The organism is Streptococcus parasanguinis (genome assembly GCF_016648925.1).
GTDB lineage: Bacteria > Bacillota > Bacilli > Lactobacillales > Streptococcaceae > Streptococcus.
In genome coordinates, this window is sequence record NZ_JACLQX010000003.1 from 104,885 (window position 1) to 122,814 (window position 17,930).

Annotated in this window: 19 protein-coding genes and 1 riboswitch; of the genes, 1 reads left to right on the forward strand and 18 read right to left on the reverse strand. The window is 42.2% G+C overall.

Translation table 11 applies throughout. From position 1 onward, the window contains the following. Positions 1 to 10 precede the first annotated feature (10 nt). The 5 genes from H7T97_RS01950 to H7T97_RS01970 are packed head-to-tail and all read right to left on the reverse strand — an operon-like array spanning position 11 to position 3,619. On the reverse strand, positions 11 to 622 hold the full coding sequence (locus H7T97_RS01950; RefSeq protein ID WP_201037605.1) for an L-threonylcarbamoyladenylate synthase: 612 nt from the start codon (positions 620 to 622) through the stop codon (positions 11 to 13). Then, positions 609 to 1,445: a peptide chain release factor N(5)-glutamine methyltransferase gene (gene prmC, locus H7T97_RS01955; protein WP_201037604.1), complete on the reverse strand. Its 837-nt coding sequence runs from the start codon at positions 1,443 to 1,445 to the stop codon at positions 609 to 611. Before prmC ends, H7T97_RS01950 begins: the two co-directional genes overlap by 14 nt. Then, the gene (gene prfA / locus H7T97_RS01960) at positions 1,445 to 2,524 is read right to left on the reverse strand and encodes a peptide chain release factor 1 (protein WP_201089180.1); all 1,080 of its coding nucleotides are present in this window, start codon (positions 2,522 to 2,524) and stop codon (positions 1,445 to 1,447) included. Before prfA ends, prmC begins: the two co-directional genes overlap by 1 nt. A gap of 9 nt (positions 2,525 to 2,533) precedes the next feature. Continuing rightward, a complete protein-coding gene (locus tag H7T97_RS01965) occupies positions 2,534 to 3,013 on the reverse strand; it encodes a GNAT family N-acetyltransferase (protein ID WP_195189863.1) in 480 nt (159 codons plus the stop codon). 21 nt (positions 3,014 to 3,034) lie between these two features. Further along, entirely contained in the window at positions 3,035 to 3,619 is a 585-nt protein-coding gene (locus H7T97_RS01970; RefSeq protein WP_201089182.1) for a thymidine kinase, read from the reverse strand. 114 nt (positions 3,620 to 3,733) lie between these two features. On the opposite strand from H7T97_RS01970, the gene H7T97_RS01975 reads away from it, so the two are divergent. Beyond that, on the forward strand, positions 3,734 to 3,916 hold the full coding sequence (locus tag H7T97_RS01975) for a 4-oxalocrotonate tautomerase (RefSeq protein ID WP_001117401.1): 183 nt from the start codon (positions 3,734 to 3,736) through the stop codon (positions 3,914 to 3,916). A gap of 59 nt (positions 3,917 to 3,975) precedes the next feature. Here H7T97_RS01975 and ilvD read toward each other — a convergent pair whose 3' ends face one another. The 13 genes from ilvD to efeB form a co-directional block, all read right to left on the reverse strand. Beyond that, entirely contained in the window at positions 3,976 to 5,694 is a 1,719-nt protein-coding gene (gene ilvD, locus H7T97_RS01980) for a dihydroxy-acid dehydratase (RefSeq protein WP_201089201.1), read from the reverse strand. Positions 5,695 to 5,821: 127 nt separating this feature from the next. After that, positions 5,822 to 7,165, reverse strand: coding sequence for an MATE family efflux transporter (locus tag H7T97_RS01985; protein WP_201037602.1), 1,344 nt, complete (start codon positions 7,163 to 7,165; stop codon positions 5,822 to 5,824). 110 nt (positions 7,166 to 7,275) lie between these two features. After that, entirely contained in the window at positions 7,276 to 8,538 is a 1,263-nt protein-coding gene (locus tag H7T97_RS01990; RefSeq protein ID WP_155171814.1) for a nucleobase:cation symporter-2 family protein, read from the reverse strand. Beyond that, positions 8,538 to 9,119 (reverse strand): xanthine phosphoribosyltransferase, encoded by a 582-nt coding sequence (locus tag H7T97_RS01995; protein WP_045759435.1) that lies wholly within the window; start codon positions 9,117 to 9,119, stop codon positions 8,538 to 8,540. The genes H7T97_RS01990 and H7T97_RS01995 overlap by 1 nt, the downstream gene beginning before the upstream one ends. Positions 9,120 to 9,209: 90 nt before the next feature. Continuing rightward, a riboswitch (purine riboswitch) is annotated at positions 9,210 to 9,305 on the reverse strand. Further along, positions 9,295 to 10,278: a GMP reductase gene (gene guaC / locus H7T97_RS02000; RefSeq protein WP_037599307.1), complete on the reverse strand. Its 984-nt coding sequence runs from the start codon at positions 10,276 to 10,278 to the stop codon at positions 9,295 to 9,297. (Overlaps the previous riboswitch by 11 nt.) A gap of 182 nt (positions 10,279 to 10,460) precedes the next feature. Continuing rightward, positions 10,461 to 11,186, reverse strand: a complete 726-nt coding sequence (locus H7T97_RS02005; protein ID WP_195327141.1) for an alpha/beta fold hydrolase — start codon at positions 11,184 to 11,186, stop codon at positions 10,461 to 10,463. Positions 11,187 to 11,228: 42 nt separating this feature from the next. After that, complete coding sequence (locus tag H7T97_RS02010; RefSeq protein WP_023918094.1) at positions 11,229 to 11,825, reverse strand: hypothetical protein; 597 nt, start codon at positions 11,823 to 11,825, stop codon at positions 11,229 to 11,231. Between the two features lie 150 nt (positions 11,826 to 11,975). Beyond that, entirely contained in the window at positions 11,976 to 12,512 is a 537-nt protein-coding gene (locus H7T97_RS02015) for a hypothetical protein (RefSeq protein WP_023918092.1), read from the reverse strand. Between the two features lie 314 nt (positions 12,513 to 12,826). After that, complete coding sequence (locus tag H7T97_RS02020) at positions 12,827 to 13,444, reverse strand: SAP domain-containing protein (protein WP_023918090.1); 618 nt, start codon at positions 13,442 to 13,444, stop codon at positions 12,827 to 12,829. Between the two features lie 713 nt (positions 13,445 to 14,157). Beyond that, a complete protein-coding gene (locus H7T97_RS02025; protein ID WP_003007243.1) occupies positions 14,158 to 14,355 on the reverse strand; it encodes a Sec-independent protein translocase subunit TatA/TatB in 198 nt (65 codons plus the stop codon). Further along, a complete protein-coding gene (tatC, locus tag H7T97_RS02030; RefSeq protein ID WP_201089184.1) occupies positions 14,355 to 15,074 on the reverse strand; it encodes a twin-arginine translocase subunit TatC in 720 nt (239 codons plus the stop codon). The genes H7T97_RS02025 and tatC overlap by 1 nt, the downstream gene beginning before the upstream one ends. Further along, a complete protein-coding gene (locus H7T97_RS02035; RefSeq protein ID WP_061455554.1) occupies positions 15,061 to 16,746 on the reverse strand; it encodes an FTR1 family iron permease in 1,686 nt (561 codons plus the stop codon). The genes tatC and H7T97_RS02035 overlap by 14 nt, the downstream gene beginning before the upstream one ends. Then, positions 16,724 to 17,929 (reverse strand): iron uptake transporter deferrochelatase/peroxidase subunit, encoded by a 1,206-nt coding sequence (gene efeB, locus H7T97_RS02040; RefSeq protein ID WP_013903545.1) that lies wholly within the window; start codon positions 17,927 to 17,929, stop codon positions 16,724 to 16,726. The genes H7T97_RS02035 and efeB overlap by 23 nt, the downstream gene beginning before the upstream one ends. Position 17,930: the final 1 nt, after the last annotated feature.

The following is a 17,930-nucleotide window of genomic DNA, read 5'->3' on the forward strand; positions in this document are numbered from 1 at the left end:
ATGTACATTATCACTGAGGAAGTTCATCTTCCTCAAAGGAAAGCTCTGGCACTTGTGCAAGCAAATCAGCTTTTGTAATCGAACCTTGCCGCAAAATCCTGGCCTTGGAACCAGAGATATCCAAAATAGTTGAATCTTGACCAGTCAAAATGTCATCATCCTCTATACCAGGAACCACTTGATCAAATTCGCTTACAATAGCCTTATACTTTGTTCCACTTGCATGACCTGAAAGATTGGCCGAGGGACCAACCAAAGGACCGTATTTACGAATTAATTCTAATGTTTTTGGGTGAGCCGGAATACGGAAGCCAACTGTATCCAATCCTGAATGAATCCAGCCAGGTACCTTTTCATTTGCCTGAAGAATAATAGTCAGAGGCCCTGGTAAAAATGAATCAACCAGTTTTGTTAAATAACTAGGTTGATTTTTCGAATAAAGTCGAATTTCTTCTTCGCCGGCTACATTTAAATTCAGAGCCTTGTCTCTCGGTCTACGTTTTAATTCGTATATATAATCGACTGCCTCTTGATTCAAAGCTTTGGCGAAAATACCATAGACTGTCTCAGTTGGCAGAATAACTGCACGTCCTGCTTCTAATTCTTTCTCAATGTGATCCATTGTCTACTACTACCATTCTATCTTGTCCAAATTGGTCTTTCAGAACGCGAACTCGTTTGTTAGGAAACGCTTCTTGAAAGAGCTCTTTTACTTTGGCTCCTTGCTTATAGCCAATTTCTAGATAGATCTTTCCGTCTGGTGTTAAAACACTTGGTGCTTGCTGGGCAATCTTTTCGTAGATAGCATATCCATCACGATCCGCAAAAAGAGCTAAGTGGGGTTCAGAGGCTAAAACATTGGCTCCGACTTCTTCTACATCATCATGGGAGATATAAGGAGGGTTGGACACAATCAGGTCATAGGGACCTGGTAGCTGCTCCAAAACATCTGACGACTTAAATTCAAGGAAAGCTTCTAACTGCTTGGCATTTTCTTGAGCCAGGGCTAAAGCCTCTTCTGAGACATCACTAGCTTGAACCTGCCAGGTAGGTCTAGCAAGGGCTAGGCTAATAGCAATGGCCCCACTACCTGTTCCGATATCTAGAACTCGTAAGGCTTTCTCATCGTTTTCTTCAAGAATAAGAGCGACCAATTCTTCCGTTTCAGGTCGTGGAATCAGCACACGCTCATCAACTGTAAAAACTTGACCAAAAAATTCTGCGCTGCCAATAATATATTGGGCAGGGACGTGATGTTTCAGCTGCTCAAAGATGGATAGAAGCAAGGCCTGATCCTCTACTTTTACTTCTTTTTGCAAGGCAAGGACAAAGTCTGTAAAGGTCCAGTTTTTTAAAGCTCGATACGCGAAGGAGAGGCTTTCTGGTTCCTCTCCAATGGCTATTAATTCTTCTTCATACTGGGCTAATAATGGTCCCAACAACATTATTTGTTCAACTCTTCTAGTTTTTGTGTTTGATCATACAAGACCAAAGCATCGACCACTTCATCTAATTTACCAGATAAGATGGTATCCAGTTTTTGAAGGGTCAAGCCAATCCGGTGATCGGTCACACGGTTTTGAGGGAAGTTGTAAGTCCGGATCCGCTCTGAACGATCACCAGTACCGATGGTTGACTTCCGTTCAGCGTCTTGCTCGTCTTGGGCAATCTGAGCAAAGTGGTCAGCCACACGCGCACGGATGATCTTCATGGCTTTTTCGCGGTTCTTCTGTTGGGTCCGTTCTTCTTGCATCTCGACCTTGATATTGGTTGGCAAGTGGACGATACGAACGGCTGTTGCGACCTTGTTGACGTTCTGTCCACCCGCACCAGATGCGTGGTAGATGTCAATCCGAAGGTCTTTTGGATCGATGTTGTACTCGACTTCTTCGATTTCTGGCATGACCAGAACTGTGGCAGTCGAAGTATGGACACGACCTTGGCTTTCTGTCACAGGAACCCGTTGCACCCGGTGGGCACCAGATTCATACTTGAGTTTTGAATAAACCGATTGACCAGAAACCATGGCTACGACTTCTTTGATCCCACCAACGCCATTGTAGGAAGCTTCCATGATTTCAAAGCGCCAGCCTTGGCTTTCCGCGTATTTTTGGTACATTTGTAAGAGGTCGCCAGCAAATAACTGGGCTTCGTCTCCTCCAGCTGCTCCACGGATTTCCAAGATAATGTTCTTGTCATCGTTTGGATCTTTTGGAAGAAGTAAGATCTTCAATTTTTCTTCGTACTCTTCTTTTTCAGCCTTAGCATCTTTTAGCTCTTGCTTGGCCATTTCTTCCAAGTCCGCATCGCCGCCTGCTTCCTTAATCATTTCCTCAGCGTCGACAATGTTTTGAAGGACTTGCTTGTACTCACGGTATGCTGTCACCGTATCGCGAGTGGAAGCCTCTTCTTTTGAAAGCTCCATAAAGCGTTTGGTATCAGAGACCACATCTGGGTCACTCAATAACTCTCCTAACTCTTCGTATCGGTCTTCTACAGCTTGTAGTTGATCATAGATATTCATGTTCGCTCCTTAATTCTTGGTTGTTAGATCATAGATTGCTACAATTTCGTTTTCTATGACTTCTCCAGTTTCTTTAAATCCATAATGGAGATAGCAAGATCTCGCTTGATTATTTTCCGGTTCATAAGATAACCAAAGACTTGTCGCTTTTCCAGCTGGCTCTGTTCGAACAAAGTCAATGACTGCATCCATAGTCGGTTTAAAATAGCCTAAACCTTGAAATCGTTTATCGATCATAAAACGAAATAACAAGTAGTTCCCCTTGCTGATCCCAATTTTCTGGTCATAGGCAATCATAACAAAACCAACTAATACTTCCTTATCATAAACTGCTAATGGAGCTATAAAATCACCATTTTTATCATATACATAGGCTTCAGCTAAACTAATGGAATTGGATGCAATAAAATTCCTTTGGTTTGGATGAACTTCTAGATTTAAAACGTCAAAATAATTCTCTATTGTAACATCTTTTAAACAAATAGACATTATTATCCTCTCTAAAACGTTCTAGACGCTTTTAGTTGGTATATCTGGATTAAAATAATGTTTGCGGCAAACCGAGATATAGGTCTCGTGTCCACCGATCTGGATTTGCTCTCCATCATAGACAGGTTTACCCGCTTGGGTACGCAAGACCATAGTCGCCTTGCGGGAACAGTATTGGCAGATAGTTTTGATCTCTTCAATCTTGTCAGCTAATAAGAGGAGGTGTTTGGAACCTTCAAAGAGTTCATTTCGGAAATCATTTTTGAGGCCAAAAGCCATCACCGGCACATCCAGTTCATCCACGACTCTTGCCAAGTCATAGACATGGTGGCGTTTCAAAAACTGAGCTTCATCGATTAAAACACAGTAAGGTTTGATTGCTTGGTTTTTAATAAAGCCAAAGATATCCGTATCGTCTTCAATCGCAACAGCTTCTCGTTTCATACCGATCCGGCTAGAAACCACTCCTACTCCATCTCTGGTGTCGATTGCTGAGGTCATGATGACGACGCTCTTGCCTTGCTCTTCATAATTATGGGCCACCTTCAAAATCTCAATGGTTTTCCCCGAGTTCATGGTCCCATATTTATAATATAATTGTGCCATTTTCCCTCTGTTCTCTCTAAAATGTGTTTCATTATCATTTTACCATAATTTTGCTAAGCTTTGTATCCCAAAATGTGATAAAATAGTCCTATAAAAAATTTAGGAGGTGGCCATATGCCATTTGTACGAATTGACCTATTTGAAGGACGCACCTTGGAACAAAAGAAAGCCTTGGCCAAGGAAGTAACCGAAGCTGTTGTCCGCAATACTGGCGCTCCTCAGTCAGCTGTTCACGTTATCATTAATGATATGCCTGAAGGAACCTACTTCCCTCAAGGTGAAATGCGCACCAAATAATGGTTCTACTAAAAAAACCTTTCTTGCTTGTGATATCACATAGCAGGAAAGGTTTTTTCTTATTTTTCTTGGGCTTGACGTTCTGCTTTCCGTTCTTCGAATTCTTCGTCACTCATCAAGGTTCCGCCGACATTGGCTGATTTGGCAAAGGCTGTATAGCGACGCAACCAACCGCTGGAGATTTTTGATTTGAAAGGTTTCAAATGTTTGCGACGTTCTGCAAGAGTGGCATCATCGACAAGTAGATCAAGGGTACGTTTTGGTAGGTCGATCACGATTTCATCCCCGTCTTCGATTAGGGCGATATTTCCACCTTCTGCTGCTTCTGGAGAAACGTGACCAATCGCAATCCCACGAGTAGCTCCTGAGAAACGACCATCCGTAATCAGTGCCACATCCTTACCAAGACCGCGTCCGACAATCTTAGAAGTTGGCGCTAGCATCTCTGGCATACCAGGACCACCCTGAGGACCCTCGTAACGAATGACAACAACATGTCCCTTCTTGACTGTTCCATTGTCAATCAACTCAAGGGCTTGATCTTGTGAATCGCAACAAATAGCTTTACCACGGAAAGTAGTCACAGATGGATCGACCCCACCGACCTTGATAACAGCTCCATCCTGAGCGATATTTCCGTAAAGGATCGACAAACCACCTACAGGTGAAATCGGATGCTCGATTGGATGGATAATTTCTTCATTTTTGATTTCAGCACCAGCTACGTTTTCTTTCAAGGTTTTACCAGTAACTGTGATACGATCACCCTTAATGGCACCTTTTTTGATCAACTGATTGATAATGGCTGGAACACCACCAGCTTCATGCACATCATGCATAGTATAAACACTTGAAGGGGCAATTTTAGAAAGATAAGGTGTCTTCTTAGCAATCTCGTTGATATCTTTGAGATCATAGTCAATCCCTGCTTCACGCGCAATAGCGAGCGTGTGAAGCACCGTATTGGTTGAACCACCCATGGCCATATCGAGCGCAAAAGCATCATCGATGGCTTCTTTGGTCACGATATCCCGTGGGCGGATACCTTTTTTAATATTCTCTACCAATTGTTTGGCCGCTTGGCGAACCAATTCCCGGCGTTCATCTGAGACAGCTAGGATGGTACCATTTCCAGGAAGAGCAAGGCCTAATACTTCCATCAAACAGTTCATGGAATTGGCAGTAAACATACCAGAGCAAGAGCCACAGGTTGGACAGGCATTTTTTTCCAAGAAATCCAGTTCATCCATGCCCATATCACCAGCTTGATAAGTACCGACAGCTTCAAACAAACTCGAGAGAGTCGCCTGATGCCCCGTCATGTCAACGCCACCCTTCATGGGTCCACCAGAACAAAATACGGCAGGCACATTGGTCCGCATGGCTGCCAAGATCATACCTGGTGTAATCTTATCACAGTTGGGAATATAGAAAACACCATCAAACCAGTGGGCATTGATGACTGTTTCAGCAGCATCTGCGATCAACTCGCGAGATGGCAAACTATAACGCATCCCGATATGGCCCATCGCAATCCCGTCATCGACACCGATGGTATTAAATTCAAAAGGAATCCCACCAGCCTCGCGAATAGCTTCCTTGGCAACATCTGCTAATTCACGCAGGTGAACATGTCCTGGAACGATATCAATATAGGAGTTACAAATGGCAATAAAGGGCTTTTGCATATCCTTGGCTGATTTTACTTGCCCTGTTGCATAAAGGAGACCACGCGCTGGTGCTCGGTCGATCCCCATTTTGATCATATCACTTCTCATCTTGTTCTCCTTCTTATTCTTCATTTCTACCTCCTAATCTTACCACTTTGACATCAATTGTCAAGAACTTTCAGAAAATTTATAATATTCACGGTACACAAAAAAGTCTGGTTTCCCAGACTTCATTTTAGTTTGTTTGCTTTTTTTCGATCTGCCAGAGCCGAAGTTGGTAACAAATTCCACTCACGACAAGGCTAGAAATAAGGCCGATCCAATAAGCGTATGGACCCAAGTTGGTCACATGGTCAAGGAAAATCCCTAGTGGGATAGAGATGCACCAATAACTAAAGACACCTAATAAGAAAGGAACGGTTGTATCCTTATAGCCCCGCAAAATCCCTTGTAGAGGTGCTGCAAAAGTATCAGCCACTTGGAAAAAGAGACTATAAGTCATGAAAATCGCTGTTTGCTGCACAAAGACTGGATCCTTCCCGTATAGTCCTGCTAGTTGGAAGCGGAATGTATAGAGAAAGACGAGGGTGACAATGGCAAAACCAAAGGCTGTCAGTCGTCCCAAACGGCAATATTGTTTGACCACTTCTGGTCTTCCTGCTCCCAGTTCGTAAGATACGATAATCGCCATAGTACTGGAGATACTAACTGGGAAAGCATACATCAGGGTAGAAAAATTCATGGCCGATTGGTGGCTCGCGATGGTAAGTGATGGGAATTTTGCCATTAATAAACCAACCAGCGAGAAGATGATGACTTCTGCAAAAACAATTCCACCGATTGGAAGCCCAAGGCGCAGTACTTCTTTCATCCCTTTAAAATCATAAGGTTGAGGCTTCCACAATTGGAAAGGTGCTACCTTGGGGTGTTTGCACAAGATCAAAACCGCAATGGCCAACAAGACCCAGTAGGCCAGAGAGGTTCCAAGACCTGCTCCTGCTCCTCCCATCTCAGGAAAACCAAATGCTCCATAGATCAGGATATAGTTAAAACAAGCATTCAAAGGCAAGAGCAAGAGCATCAAGTACATGGATAGACGCGTCATGCCCAAGGTATCGAGGAAGGTCCGCACGATACTAAAGAGCAACAAAGGTAAGATTCCTAGAGAAAGGAAATATAAGTAGCGAATGGCTATTTGAGCAACAACATTTTCTAAGCCGATCTGCTTGAGAATCATGGGTGCAATCCCCCAAACAAAGCCTATTAAGAGAATGGCCATACCAAATGACAGATAGAGGAATTGGTAAAAATCGCCAGCAATCCGTTCTTTATTTCCCTTTCCTAAATGATGCCCAACAATCGGTGTCAGCGCAGAGACAATCCCTGTCAGAAAAGTAAAAAATGGATTCCACAGACTGGTAGCTGTAGAAACACCAGCCAAATCAAGGGTCCGGTACTGACCGGTCATGGCTGTATCGACAAAGCTGGCCGAATAATTGGCCAATTGATAGATCAAAATCGGCAAAAATAGACTCAAAAACAAGCGCAAGCGCTCTTTAAAGTGATAGGTTACATACATGATTCTAACTCTCTTCTCATCAAATAAGATTTTATCCTCTTCCACTCTACTATATGTTTCCTTAAAAGTCAAAAAAACCGAAGATCCAAGGACCTCCGGTGCATCTGTAATTAGTGTTTATTGCGGTTTAAAATAGCGTTGAGAACGATCGCTAAGACACTTGCAACGACAATTCCGTTCGCAAAGAACATTTGGAATCCTGTTGGAAGGCCATTGAAGAGGGTGCTGTTGTTCAAACCAACCCCTGCAGCAATCGATACAGCAGCGATCAAGAAGTTGTGCTCATTGTGTTCAAAATCAACACGCGCAAGAATCTGCATCCCTTGAATCGATACAAAACCAAACATCACTAGCATCGCTCCCCCAAGAACTGGACTTGGAATGATTTGTGCTAAAGCTCCAAACTTAGGAAGGAGACCAAGAAGAACAAGGAAACCAGCCGCATAGTAGATTGGAAGACGAGTCTTGATACCAGACAATTTCACCAAGCCAACGTTTTGTGAGAATCCAGTGTAAGGGAAGGTATTAAAGATACCACCGAGGAGAACAGCCAACCCTTCAGCACGGTAACCATTGCGAAGGCGCGTGCTATTAATTGGATCTTTAGTAATATCAGAAAGTGCAAGATAGACACCTGTTGATTCAACCATAGAAACTGTCGCGATGATACACATCATGACGATTGAGGTGATTTCAAACTTAGGAGCTCCAAAGAAGAAAGGTGTTGGAACGTGAACGACTGGTGCTTGAGCCACAGGTGTGAAGTCAACCAAACCCATAGAAGCCGCAATAGCAGTACCTACGATCAAACCAATCAAAATTGAAATGGATTTAATAAACCCAGTCGTATAGATATTAACAACTAAAATGATGAGAATGGTCACCACAGCCAAAATCAAGCTTTGAACGGTTGGTTTTGGCGCATTATTTCCCATATTTCCAATCGCTACTGGAATCAAAGTCAAACCAATGGTTGTAATAACAGATCCCGTTACAATAGATGGGAAGAGATTGGCAATCTTAGAGAAGAAACCAGAGACAAGGATGACATAAATCCCTGAGACAATCAAGGCACCAAACATGGCACCACTACCATGGCTAGCCCCGATCATGCTGAGAGGTGCCACAGACTGGAAGGCAACCCCAAGGACTACCGGAAGTCCGATCCCAAAGTATTTATTGAGCTGCACTTGAAGGAAAGTTGCAACCCCGCACATGAAGATATCTGTAGAGATGAGATAGGTTAGTTGATGAGCATTATAGCCCAAAGCTCCTGCGATCATGATCGGCACCAAAATAGATCCCGAATACATGGCTAAAAGGTGTTGCAAGCCTAGAATGGCCGCCTGTGAATGGCTTTCTTGTTTTTGCATTAGATGTCTGCCTCCTTAAATACAACCTGACCATTTTCAAAACGGTCCAAACGTGCGAGGGATACAACTGGATATCCCAACTCTTCTAACAATCCCCGTCCATCTTGGAAGGATTTTTCAATCACGATCCCAATCGCTTCGACTTGAGCCCCGGCTTGTTCGATGATTTGAATCAAGCCTTTGGCTGCTTGGCCATTTGCAAGGAAATCGTCAATGATCAAAACCTTATCTGATGGATCCAAGAATTTACCCGCAATCGAAACTGTGCTGGTGACTTGCTTGGTAAAGGAATAAACCTCAGCCGTCAAGATGCCCTCATTCATCGTGATGTTTTTCGCCTTTTTAGCAAAGATCATGGGAACATCCAGTGCTTCAGCTACATAAAGGGCAGGTGCAATCCCAGATGCTTCAATGGTCACGACTTTGGTCACACCAGCATCTTTGAACCGGTCCGCAAAAGTCTGACCAATTTCTTTCATCAATTTGAAATCCACTTGGTGGGTCAAAAAGGAGTCCACCTTGAGGATACTCTCACCTAAAACATTGCCATCTTTTAAGATGCGCTCTTCAAGTAATTTCATACTTCCTCCTACTTTTTTAAAAAATCCTCTACTCATTCACAAAACACAAAAAGGCCTGCTAAGCAAGCCTTGAAATCTCTCTAGAAAGAGAGATAATCCCGACTTACTTATTGTTAGGTGTTCCGGCACCTTGTAGAAACATCACGCCCATTCGTGAAATAAATAAGTAATTCAATTAGTGTGCATCGCCATTCCAGATAGAATTCTTAACGATCACATAGTCAACGTGTTTCAAATCTGCTAATTTTCGGCCTCCTGCATAAGAGATCGAACTTTGCAAATCTTGTTCCATTTCCGTTAAGGTGTCTTGCAAATGACCCTTGGCAGGCAATAAAATCTTCTTACCTTCGACATTCTTATAAGCGCCTTTTTGGTACTCGGAAGCAGATCCATAGTACTCTTTGAAAGACTCTCCATCAATCTCTACTGTTTTACCAGGACTTTCGATATGTCCTGCAAAGAGAGAACCGATCATGACCATAGACGCCCCGAAACGAATCGATTTGGCAATATCACCATGAGTCCGAATACCACCGTCCGCAATGATTGGCTTACGAGCTGCTTTTGAGCACCAGCGAAGAGCAGCCAATTGCCAACCACCTGTACCAAATCCAGTCTTAACTTTGGTGATACAAACCTTACCAGGGCCGATTCCGACCTTAGTCGCATCAGCTCCCGCATTTTCCAATTCACGAACAGCTTCAGGAGTTCCAACATTTCCAGCAATGACAAAGGTATCTGGCAATTCTTTCTTGATGTGTTGAATCATCCGAATGACACTATCCGCATGACCGTGTGCGATATCAATAGTGATGTACTCAGGCGCATCTGCCTTTAATTGACTCACAAAGTCGTATTCGTATTCCTTAACACCAACCGAAATGGAAGCGATCAAACCTTGATCATGCATGCGTTTGACAAAAGGAATCCGACCTGCTTCATCAAACCGGTGCATGATATAGAAATACCCACCACGCGCCAACTGCTCTGCTACACTCTCATCCAAGATCGTCTGCATATTAGCCGGAACGACTGGAAGCTTGAAGGTATGCTTTCCAAATTGGACGGTTGTATCTGCTTCTGACCGGCTATTGATGATACATTTGTTGGGAATCAACTGAATATCTTCATAGTCGAAAATAGGAAATTCATTTAACATAGATTGAAAAATCTCTTTTCTAAAAACTGACCTACCTATGCGCAAGCGCATCGCTACGTCTCTTGACGTTTCCTTGATAGATTATACCAAAGATACGGACCTAATGCAATGGGAATGATTTTATAGGAAATAACGTTCGGAAATTACAAGATAAAAACCTGTTTCAAAAAAGAAAACAGGTTTTATTTATGAACATTTTGGAGCCAATTGTTGACTTCTCTAGCTACAATTTCTGGCGCCTCTGTATACAGTTCGTGCCCCAAAGCATCTAGCAAAACTTGCTTGATCTGGGGATCTAGTTGCTTCAGAGCTTCTTTTCTCCATTCAGGTTCTTCTTGGTATCGAGGTCCAATAAAGAGGACAGGCAGGTCTGCCAGTGGAATTTGGTAAGCCTTGATCTGACGCCGTAGACGAAATAAGGCCATGACCTTTTCGAGATCCAGATTTAATTCATATTGTTCACTTGCTGGATTCCAGCGAAAGCTAGCCTCTACTGCTTTTCGCGCTATAGGAGTAGGATCTTCTCCATCACCAAGTTCTGATAACACGGCTTCTTCTAAAGTTGCAAAGACTTGTTGCTTCATGAAAGACGACGTGCCTTCTAGTTCTTCTTCAAGAGGCAGGATCTTTTCCATATCCAGATACCCCCCATCCAGGAGAATCAAAGCCTGAATCTGAGGAAACTCACTAGCCAGATAACGAGCCAAATCTCCACCTAAGGAATGACCCAATAAACAGATTTCTCCCACCTGGCCAACCCGACCTTGGAACCAATCACGAAGATCGTTTTCTGTCTGAATCATTTCCCTATAGGGATCTAGAAAGGTCACAGGAAAGCCTAGCTCATCCATTAGTGGAGCCAGATGGTAGCTATTACCACCTAGGCCACCGATAAAATAATACTGCATGTGTTTTGTCCTTTCTTTTTCATTCTATTTCATTGGTTAGCGCTACTCTCTCGCGTCTCCTTTATGGAGTTCCGTATTATAAACAATTTCTGCACCAGGGCTTCCTTTATCATCCTTTACGACTCCTATTAACTGACCATCTTCTACTAATAATTCAATATTTTCATCTGTACTACTTGCCTCTGTGAGTATAGCTCTCTTAGGCAAATGCTCCTCATTTGAAACGTCTACAGGTTTGCCATTTGAGTCCAGTAACTCAATGACTTCATTGCCACCTCCATCAAAATCAAGAACAATGTCTGAAATCAATCCATAACTTAATGGAATAAATTTCTTTATTTTATCTCCCAGAGTAGCTTTATTTCCATACTTGTCATAGATCGTCGGACGCACATAGGCATTTGAGAATGTTGACCCTTCTTCAGTAACGTAGATTGGGGAGAACTCAATCTTCTCAATCCCAGTATAGTGTTCTTTGATGTAGGTTCCGATTTGTTCTTCTAGCAAAAGAAAACCATGCTTATAGAGCTTTGTTGTTTTCGGTCCAAGATTCGGCTTCGTTAGTTTATTGTAGACAAAGTAACTACCGGATAGGATGAAAATTAAAATAGCAATGATCTTTACCCACTTTCTGCTCATCAGTCGCTCCTCCTTCTATCTACTTCAGTATAGCATATTTGGTTGGCTTTCCATCGCTATTCCTAACGAAACGGAATATAAAGATTTGAAATGTGGCGAAATTTTAAAGCATTTCACAGTCTCATGAAATACTTTTAAACTGTATTATTTTTATATGAATAGAAGACTAGTTCCTTCAGTTTTCTTGGTCTCTTCAATCCAATATTGCTCCTCTTTGGGGATCAAATGATCAAAACGTCCTGAAAAAAACTTCCATCCGTTTGGCACATATCTTTCGTAGTTTTTCATCCCCAGATGGTTTGAATAAAATTCTTCTTTATCAAAATCGATGAAAAGATCCGGAAGCAAGGCTTTTCCTTCCAGAATAATCTCTGAATTCAAGTTCTCCTCTTCCATTGAACGTTTGATCATTGAGATCAATTCTTCAACCGTCACCTTCAGCCAATCATCTTTATACATTTCTAAGTAGCTCTCAAGATTGCTTTTTGTAATCACATGAAGATTCTGCTGAATCTCAGGTAAATAGGAGAAATCAACATCCAGACCTGCTTCCTGGTATGCCTGAATATATTTATCGATATCCATTGTCCACATTTCGTTTGAACAAATATACCAGTTAAACTGATGATTTGCAATAACCCCAACAATATTTATTTCTGGTTTCTCTATCAATTGGTCTTTATTCACTAGTTTTTTCTCCCCTTCTCCTATCTACTTGTTCCGAACTGACAATAGGACTTACTTACCAAACATTATATATCTATGATACCGAATTATATTTTGACAAGCAAGTTAATGACCGAGTCGCTAACAAAAAAGCCAGCTAAAAGGGTTTAGCTGACTGATGTCATATCTAATAAATCTTTCTCTGCTCGATCATCTAGCAGAGAAAGCAAGTATCCCACATTCTCTTATATTCTATAAAACAAAAAAGCACTCTGCAAAAACAGAGTGCTATCGTCTTTAATACTTTATATTCCGTTCGACAAACTTGAAGTTGTTTACTTACAGTACTCCTCTATTTTGTAGCTATATTCTTTTAGAAGTCCCCGTGAATAAATTTTTTTATTTTTTGAATCTCTAACTTCATTCCAAAGGATAGCCGCAACTTTTAACTTGTTGGAGTAATGATTGCTAAATTCATCGGCACAAAAGTCTTTTAGAAATTGATTCCATTGGCAAGCTGAATTATCATACTTGGCGTAGTCTGACTCTCCATAGTATATTTTAATCATATCTTGGATTGTAAAATTTATGTTGTTGTCCCGTTTTACTTTTCTCCAAGCAGTTGCCATATCAGCATTAAACTTAAACGGATTAACACCTGTTACAGCTGAAAAATAATCACGAAATTTCTGATTAAAGGAAAACCCACATTCAAGTAATGATGTATTTAGGGTTATTATTTCGGTTTGATTTTTGTTTCTTTTCCTCAAAACTTTTTCTACTCTATTTCCCCTAAAATATTGTTCTATAATATGATTTAATTCTTTTTTTGTACATCTGTATTCTAATCCAAGGTACTTACAAATTTGTGAAAGCTCTTCTCGATACCAGTAGTATCTGTTAAATTCTTCAAATGATTTTATATCTCTAAAATCAGGTCTATGTTCTTCCAAATGCTCGCCTCTACAACTCCAAATTTATCTCATTATACCATAGATAATAAAAGTCATATCAATTTATACCCATGCCACATAAAGCTATAACAGAATATATTACAATCTTGTAATTACTGTATTTCTATTAAGCTTAACATTCTTTTAAAATAAATAAGAAAAACAAACGATATAGTCCATCACTAGTAACAAGAAATACTAGAAGTTGAAAGATATAAAAACATTTAAATGGAAAGCATAGCAATAAACAAAACAGTCAGTAAAACGATGGTTTTGTTGTGTTGTTTCACTTGCTTTCTAATTTCCTCTTTTGACTTTATCCGCAGACGCCCTTTGTATTTTGATTTAGTCATGGAACTTCTAATAAGTTCGCTGACGTCCGTACTCACTTAAGGAAAGTTTTTTATATGACTTTATCTTCAATCTGAGACCGTTAAAACCTCTTTGTTTGAATCTTTCTAACTGAATTGGACACAAAAAATCCACTCACTCAGGGTGAAATGGATTGTTTCTTTATTAACGGTTCAACAAGAAATTGAACAATTTTTCGACAATTTTTACGACCAACCAGCATAAGAATCCGATATAGCTGAAATAGAAAATGAGTGACAAAATCGTAATAATCATGGTTTCCTCCTTCGTCGATTGCAAGTACTTGTCTTATTATACCTTTTTATGCAATCGAACTCAATAGAATTTTGAAAATTGTCTGATTATTCTTTTTCTTCTTTAGCTTCTTTGGTGTCTTGATCGGCTTCTTCACTGCCTTTGTTGACAGCTGTCTTAAATTCAGCAAACATTTTGCCGATGGATTGGCCCAACTCTGGTAGGCGTTTTGGTCCAAAAATCAAGAGGGCGCCCAGGATGATGATGATCAAACCTGGTGCTCCAATATCACGTAAAATTCCCATTAGTTTCTCCTTTTTCTTGAATAGATGACTTTACTGATGGCGACACTGACTTCAAATAAGAGGATCAAAGGGAGTGTCATGGCCAAGTCACTGATAAAGTCTGCAGGGGTTAGCACGACGGCTAAGACCAGCAGAACAAAGTAAGCGTAACGTCGGTAGGTTATTAAAAACTGTGGTGTCAAGATCCCAATCGAGGTCAGAAAAGCGACCAAAACTGGTAACTCAAACAAGACCCCTAAAGGCAAGGTGGTGTGCCATAAGAAGGTTAAATAATTTTGTGCCGTCAATTGGGTATCAAACAGCCCTTCTCCCAAGCGCATCAGGACCTCTAAAATAGCTGGACTGACAAAGAAATAACCAAATGCAAGCCCCAGCACAAAGCAAATAAAGCTAGCTGGGATGTAGGCAAAGACTGCACGCGCCTCCTTCTCCCTCAAAGCTGGCCTTACAAATTGCCAAATCTGGTAGACAATAAAGGGCAGTGTCAGGCTAAAAGCTGTGAGATTGGCCAGCGATACATAGATCCAGAGGATATCATTAGGCCCTAATACCAGCAATTTTTGATGCAGGCTAGCGGTCAAGATCTGGTAGAGTTCTCCCCCAAATACAAAGGCTACGATGAAGACGATAATATAACACAAGACCACAGCGATCAATCGTTTTCGAAATTCGACCAAGTGCTCGACAATGGTCATTTTATCTGCTCTACTCTTTGCCATGTTGTCTCACCGTGATAAGGGCGATCAGGGCCACAAAGAGTAGTTGAGGAAGAAGAACTTCCCAGCTTGGATAGATCCCCGCCCAATCGATGGTTGGAAGTCCATTGACCAAATGACTCGGTAGGATATTGGTCAACTGAAGGGCGTGGATGCTGACACCGAGCATCTTGAAGGCCAAGGCGTAAATCAACCACGTCAGAATGAAAAAGATCCGATGAGGTTGGATAGCTTGACTGGCCTTGGTCATCGCCACTGCAATGATAATGAGAACGGCTACGGCAAGCCCGATTCCTAGTATGAAATGAGCGGTTGTAATCCGTGGAATGATCCCAACGTAGAAGAGAATGGTCTCAGCCCCTTCACGAAAGACTGCTAAGAAACTGAGGGCAAACATAGAAACAAAACTTCCTGTAGCCGTTACCGTCTTCATCTGACGGTCCATAAAGGCATTCCACTGTTTGACAGAGGACTTGCTGTGTAGCCAAATTCCAATGAGGATCATCATGACCACAGCGAAAATCCCAACGCCCCCTTCAATGATTTCCCGGTTAGACCCCGAAATAACAGCAGGAAAAGCTACTTGCAAAACAAGAGCGATCGCTGCGCTGGCAAGAACCCCCGCAGCAGCTCCACCGTAGACCCATTTGAGGCCTTTCCTCATCTTAGCAGCCTTAAGGGTCGTTACAAGCGCCATGACGATCAGAAGGGCTTCTACTCCTTCACGCAGAAGAATCAACATGGCATCAAAAGCGTTGTAAGAAGCTGTCGTATCGATCGCAGACAGGTCCCTGATCAAGGCTTGTAATTTCTCTTGATAGGTCTTTTCTTTCCCCTTAACCATAATGACCGGGGATTCACTCTCTACGCGCGTGTAGAGGCTCGGATTGGTCGTGCTGACATCCCCCTCAATGGTTGGCCAGATGGTGATGAACTGCTTCATAGTTGCTGCAGCAGATTTATCGTCGCCGGATTGGAATTGGCTTTGCGCCTTCTCCAAAAGCTTGATCCCATCTTTCAGTGTCAAATCCGTACTAGCACTGCTAATCGCTTCTCCTTTTACAAAGGCATCAATCCCATTTTTGAGGTCATCATAGGAGGACTGGATGCTGGTGAAGTCAGTAGGCTCTGTTTCAATGCTACTACGTAAGAGCGAAATGGCCGTCTCGATTTTGCCATAGTAAGCTGTGCTGTGATCTCTTACCACCGCTTCGTTTCGCGTCCAGGTATTATTAAGATCTGCATAGGTTTGACGGGTTTTATCCAGATCCTTAGCTGTAATGGCATCTTGTAGGTTCTTAAAATAAGGAGCGAGGCGACTCACGAGTTTGTCTTTTTCCGCCTCTAAATCGACTGGATTTTGCTCTTTTTCAAAAGCTAGCAAGGCTGATGAGATCTTGGTGATATCCTCTTTGGTTATCTCCCCTTTTATAGCTAAAGCTTGGCTAACTTTTTTTCCTGCCTTGGAATCATGGTGGTCCTTGGATTTAAAATCAGCCTGAATCTCAGCGATCAATTCCTTGGCCTTATCCTGGTTCTTATTTTCTACAGCGGTTGTTGCATCTGTGATCTTGATAAAGAGATCGCTATAAGATTCCGCAGCTACTGGATAAGTCCAGAACAAGGCAAGAATGCCTAACAAGATCAAGAGTTTATTCAAAGAGTGCTTGACCAAGGTAGCCTCCTTTCTCTACGCCTGCAAAGCAAGCAAAGAGTCCACTTCCAATATGGGTGATGTACTCGTTCATTTTATCCACTGCACCTAGATTGGTTTGGATTTTAACAAAACTGTTTGGATCTTTTTGAAAGGCGATAAAAATCAAACCAGCATCAAATTGCCCAGTCTGTTCATTGATGCCATCCGAATAGGAATAGGACCGCCGTAAAATCGGACGATCCACTTCTTTGGCCAAACGGACATGTGAATCTACTGGTAGTTTAGATAAATCTACTTCATCAAATTCGTTGGTTTTCCCAAATGGAGCGCCGGACTCCTTGTAGCGACCAAAGGTGTTTTCTTGCTCCTGCAAATTGGTCCGGTCCCAAGTTTCCAAGTGCATTTGGACTAGGCGAAGAGCCATATAGGAACCACCCTTCATCCAGTCCTTACTGTCAGTCCAGACGACCTTATCAAAGTCCTTCTCCGTCGTAACATTTGCTGTTCCATCTTTAAAGCCAAAGAGGTTACGCGGCGTTTCTTTTCTGTCACCAATCGCCGCAAAACCGGACTTGCTCCACTTCATGGTGATGGTATTGCGACCTTTGCGGATGAGATTTCGGACCGCATGAAAGGCTACTTGCTCATCGTCGGCACAGGCCTGAATGACGATATCTCCACCAGTGTATTTGTCCTGCAACTGCTCCTTTGGAAATGGAGGCAAATCACGAAAGAGCTTGGGACGTTTGGACTCTAAGCCCAGTTTCTTTAGAAAGGAAGCTGAAACCCCAAACGTCAGGCTCAAGCGATAGGGGTTGAGTCCCACTGTTTCACCTGTATCCGTTGGTGGCAAGAGGGCATTGGAACCATCTTTTTTGACCAATTCTCCTTCGACTAATTTACTACTATAGTCGGTCCAGTCTTTAAAGAGCTGGATGACTTCTTTTTTGTCCGTCGTGTGAAGATCCAGCACCACCAAGTAGCAAGCCTTCTGCATGGCCGTCGTAATCCCGGCTTGATGCTTGCCATAAAAGGAGATGTCTTCATCCCCATCATAAGCTTTTTTACTAGAACTGTCTTGATTAGCGAAAAAAGCAGATGCACCAGAGAGGCCCAGTGCTAGACCAGCCCCTCCAATACCTGCTTTTTTAAGAAATTCACGACGGTCCATTTTTTTATCTAAAAATTTTTCGTCAGCCATT

Excerpts from the sequence above, each read along its gene's own strand:
- H7T97_RS01950 (WP_201037605.1), bottom strand. The coding sequence starts at position 622 with ATGGATCACATTGAGAAAGAATTAGAAGCAGGACGTGCAGTTATTCTG.
- prmC (WP_201037604.1), bottom strand. The coding sequence starts at position 1,445 with ATGTTGTTGGGACCATTATTAGCCCAGTATGAAGAAGAATTAATAGCC.
- prfA (WP_201089180.1), bottom strand. The coding sequence starts at position 2,524 with ATGAATATCTATGATCAACTACAAGCTGTAGAAGACCGATACGAAGAG.
- H7T97_RS01965 (WP_195189863.1), bottom strand. The coding sequence starts at position 3,013 with ATGTCTATTTGTTTAAAAGATGTTACAATAGAGAATTATTTTGACGTT.
- H7T97_RS01970 (WP_201089182.1), bottom strand. The coding sequence starts at position 3,619 with ATGGCACAATTATATTATAAATATGGGACCATGAACTCGGGGAAAACC.
- H7T97_RS01975 (WP_001117401.1), top strand. The coding sequence starts at position 3,734 with ATGCCATTTGTACGAATTGACCTATTTGAAGGACGCACCTTGGAACAA.
- ilvD (WP_201089201.1), bottom strand. The coding sequence starts at position 5,694 with ATGAGAAGTGATATGATCAAAATGGGGATCGACCGAGCACCAGCGCGT.
- H7T97_RS01985 (WP_201037602.1), bottom strand. The coding sequence starts at position 7,165 with ATGTATGTAACCTATCACTTTAAAGAGCGCTTGCGCTTGTTTTTGAGT.
- H7T97_RS01990 (WP_155171814.1), bottom strand. The coding sequence starts at position 8,538 with ATGCAAAAACAAGAAAGCCATTCACAGGCGGCCATTCTAGGCTTGCAA.
- H7T97_RS01995 (WP_045759435.1), bottom strand. The coding sequence starts at position 9,119 with ATGAAATTACTTGAAGAGCGCATCTTAAAAGATGGCAATGTTTTAGGT.
- guaC (WP_037599307.1), bottom strand. The coding sequence starts at position 10,278 with ATGTTAAATGAATTTCCTATTTTCGACTATGAAGATATTCAGTTGATT.
- H7T97_RS02005 (WP_195327141.1), bottom strand. The coding sequence starts at position 11,186 with ATGCAGTATTATTTTATCGGTGGCCTAGGTGGTAATAGCTACCATCTG.
- H7T97_RS02010 (WP_023918094.1), bottom strand. The coding sequence starts at position 11,825 with ATGAGCAGAAAGTGGGTAAAGATCATTGCTATTTTAATTTTCATCCTA.
- H7T97_RS02025 (WP_003007243.1), bottom strand. The coding sequence starts at position 14,355 with ATGGGAATTTTACGTGATATTGGAGCACCAGGTTTGATCATCATCATC.
- tatC (WP_201089184.1), bottom strand. The coding sequence starts at position 15,074 with ATGGCAAAGAGTAGAGCAGATAAAATGACCATTGTCGAGCACTTGGTC.
- efeB (WP_013903545.1), bottom strand. The coding sequence starts at position 17,929 with ATGGCTGACGAAAAATTTTTAGATAAAAAAATGGACCGTCGTGAATTT.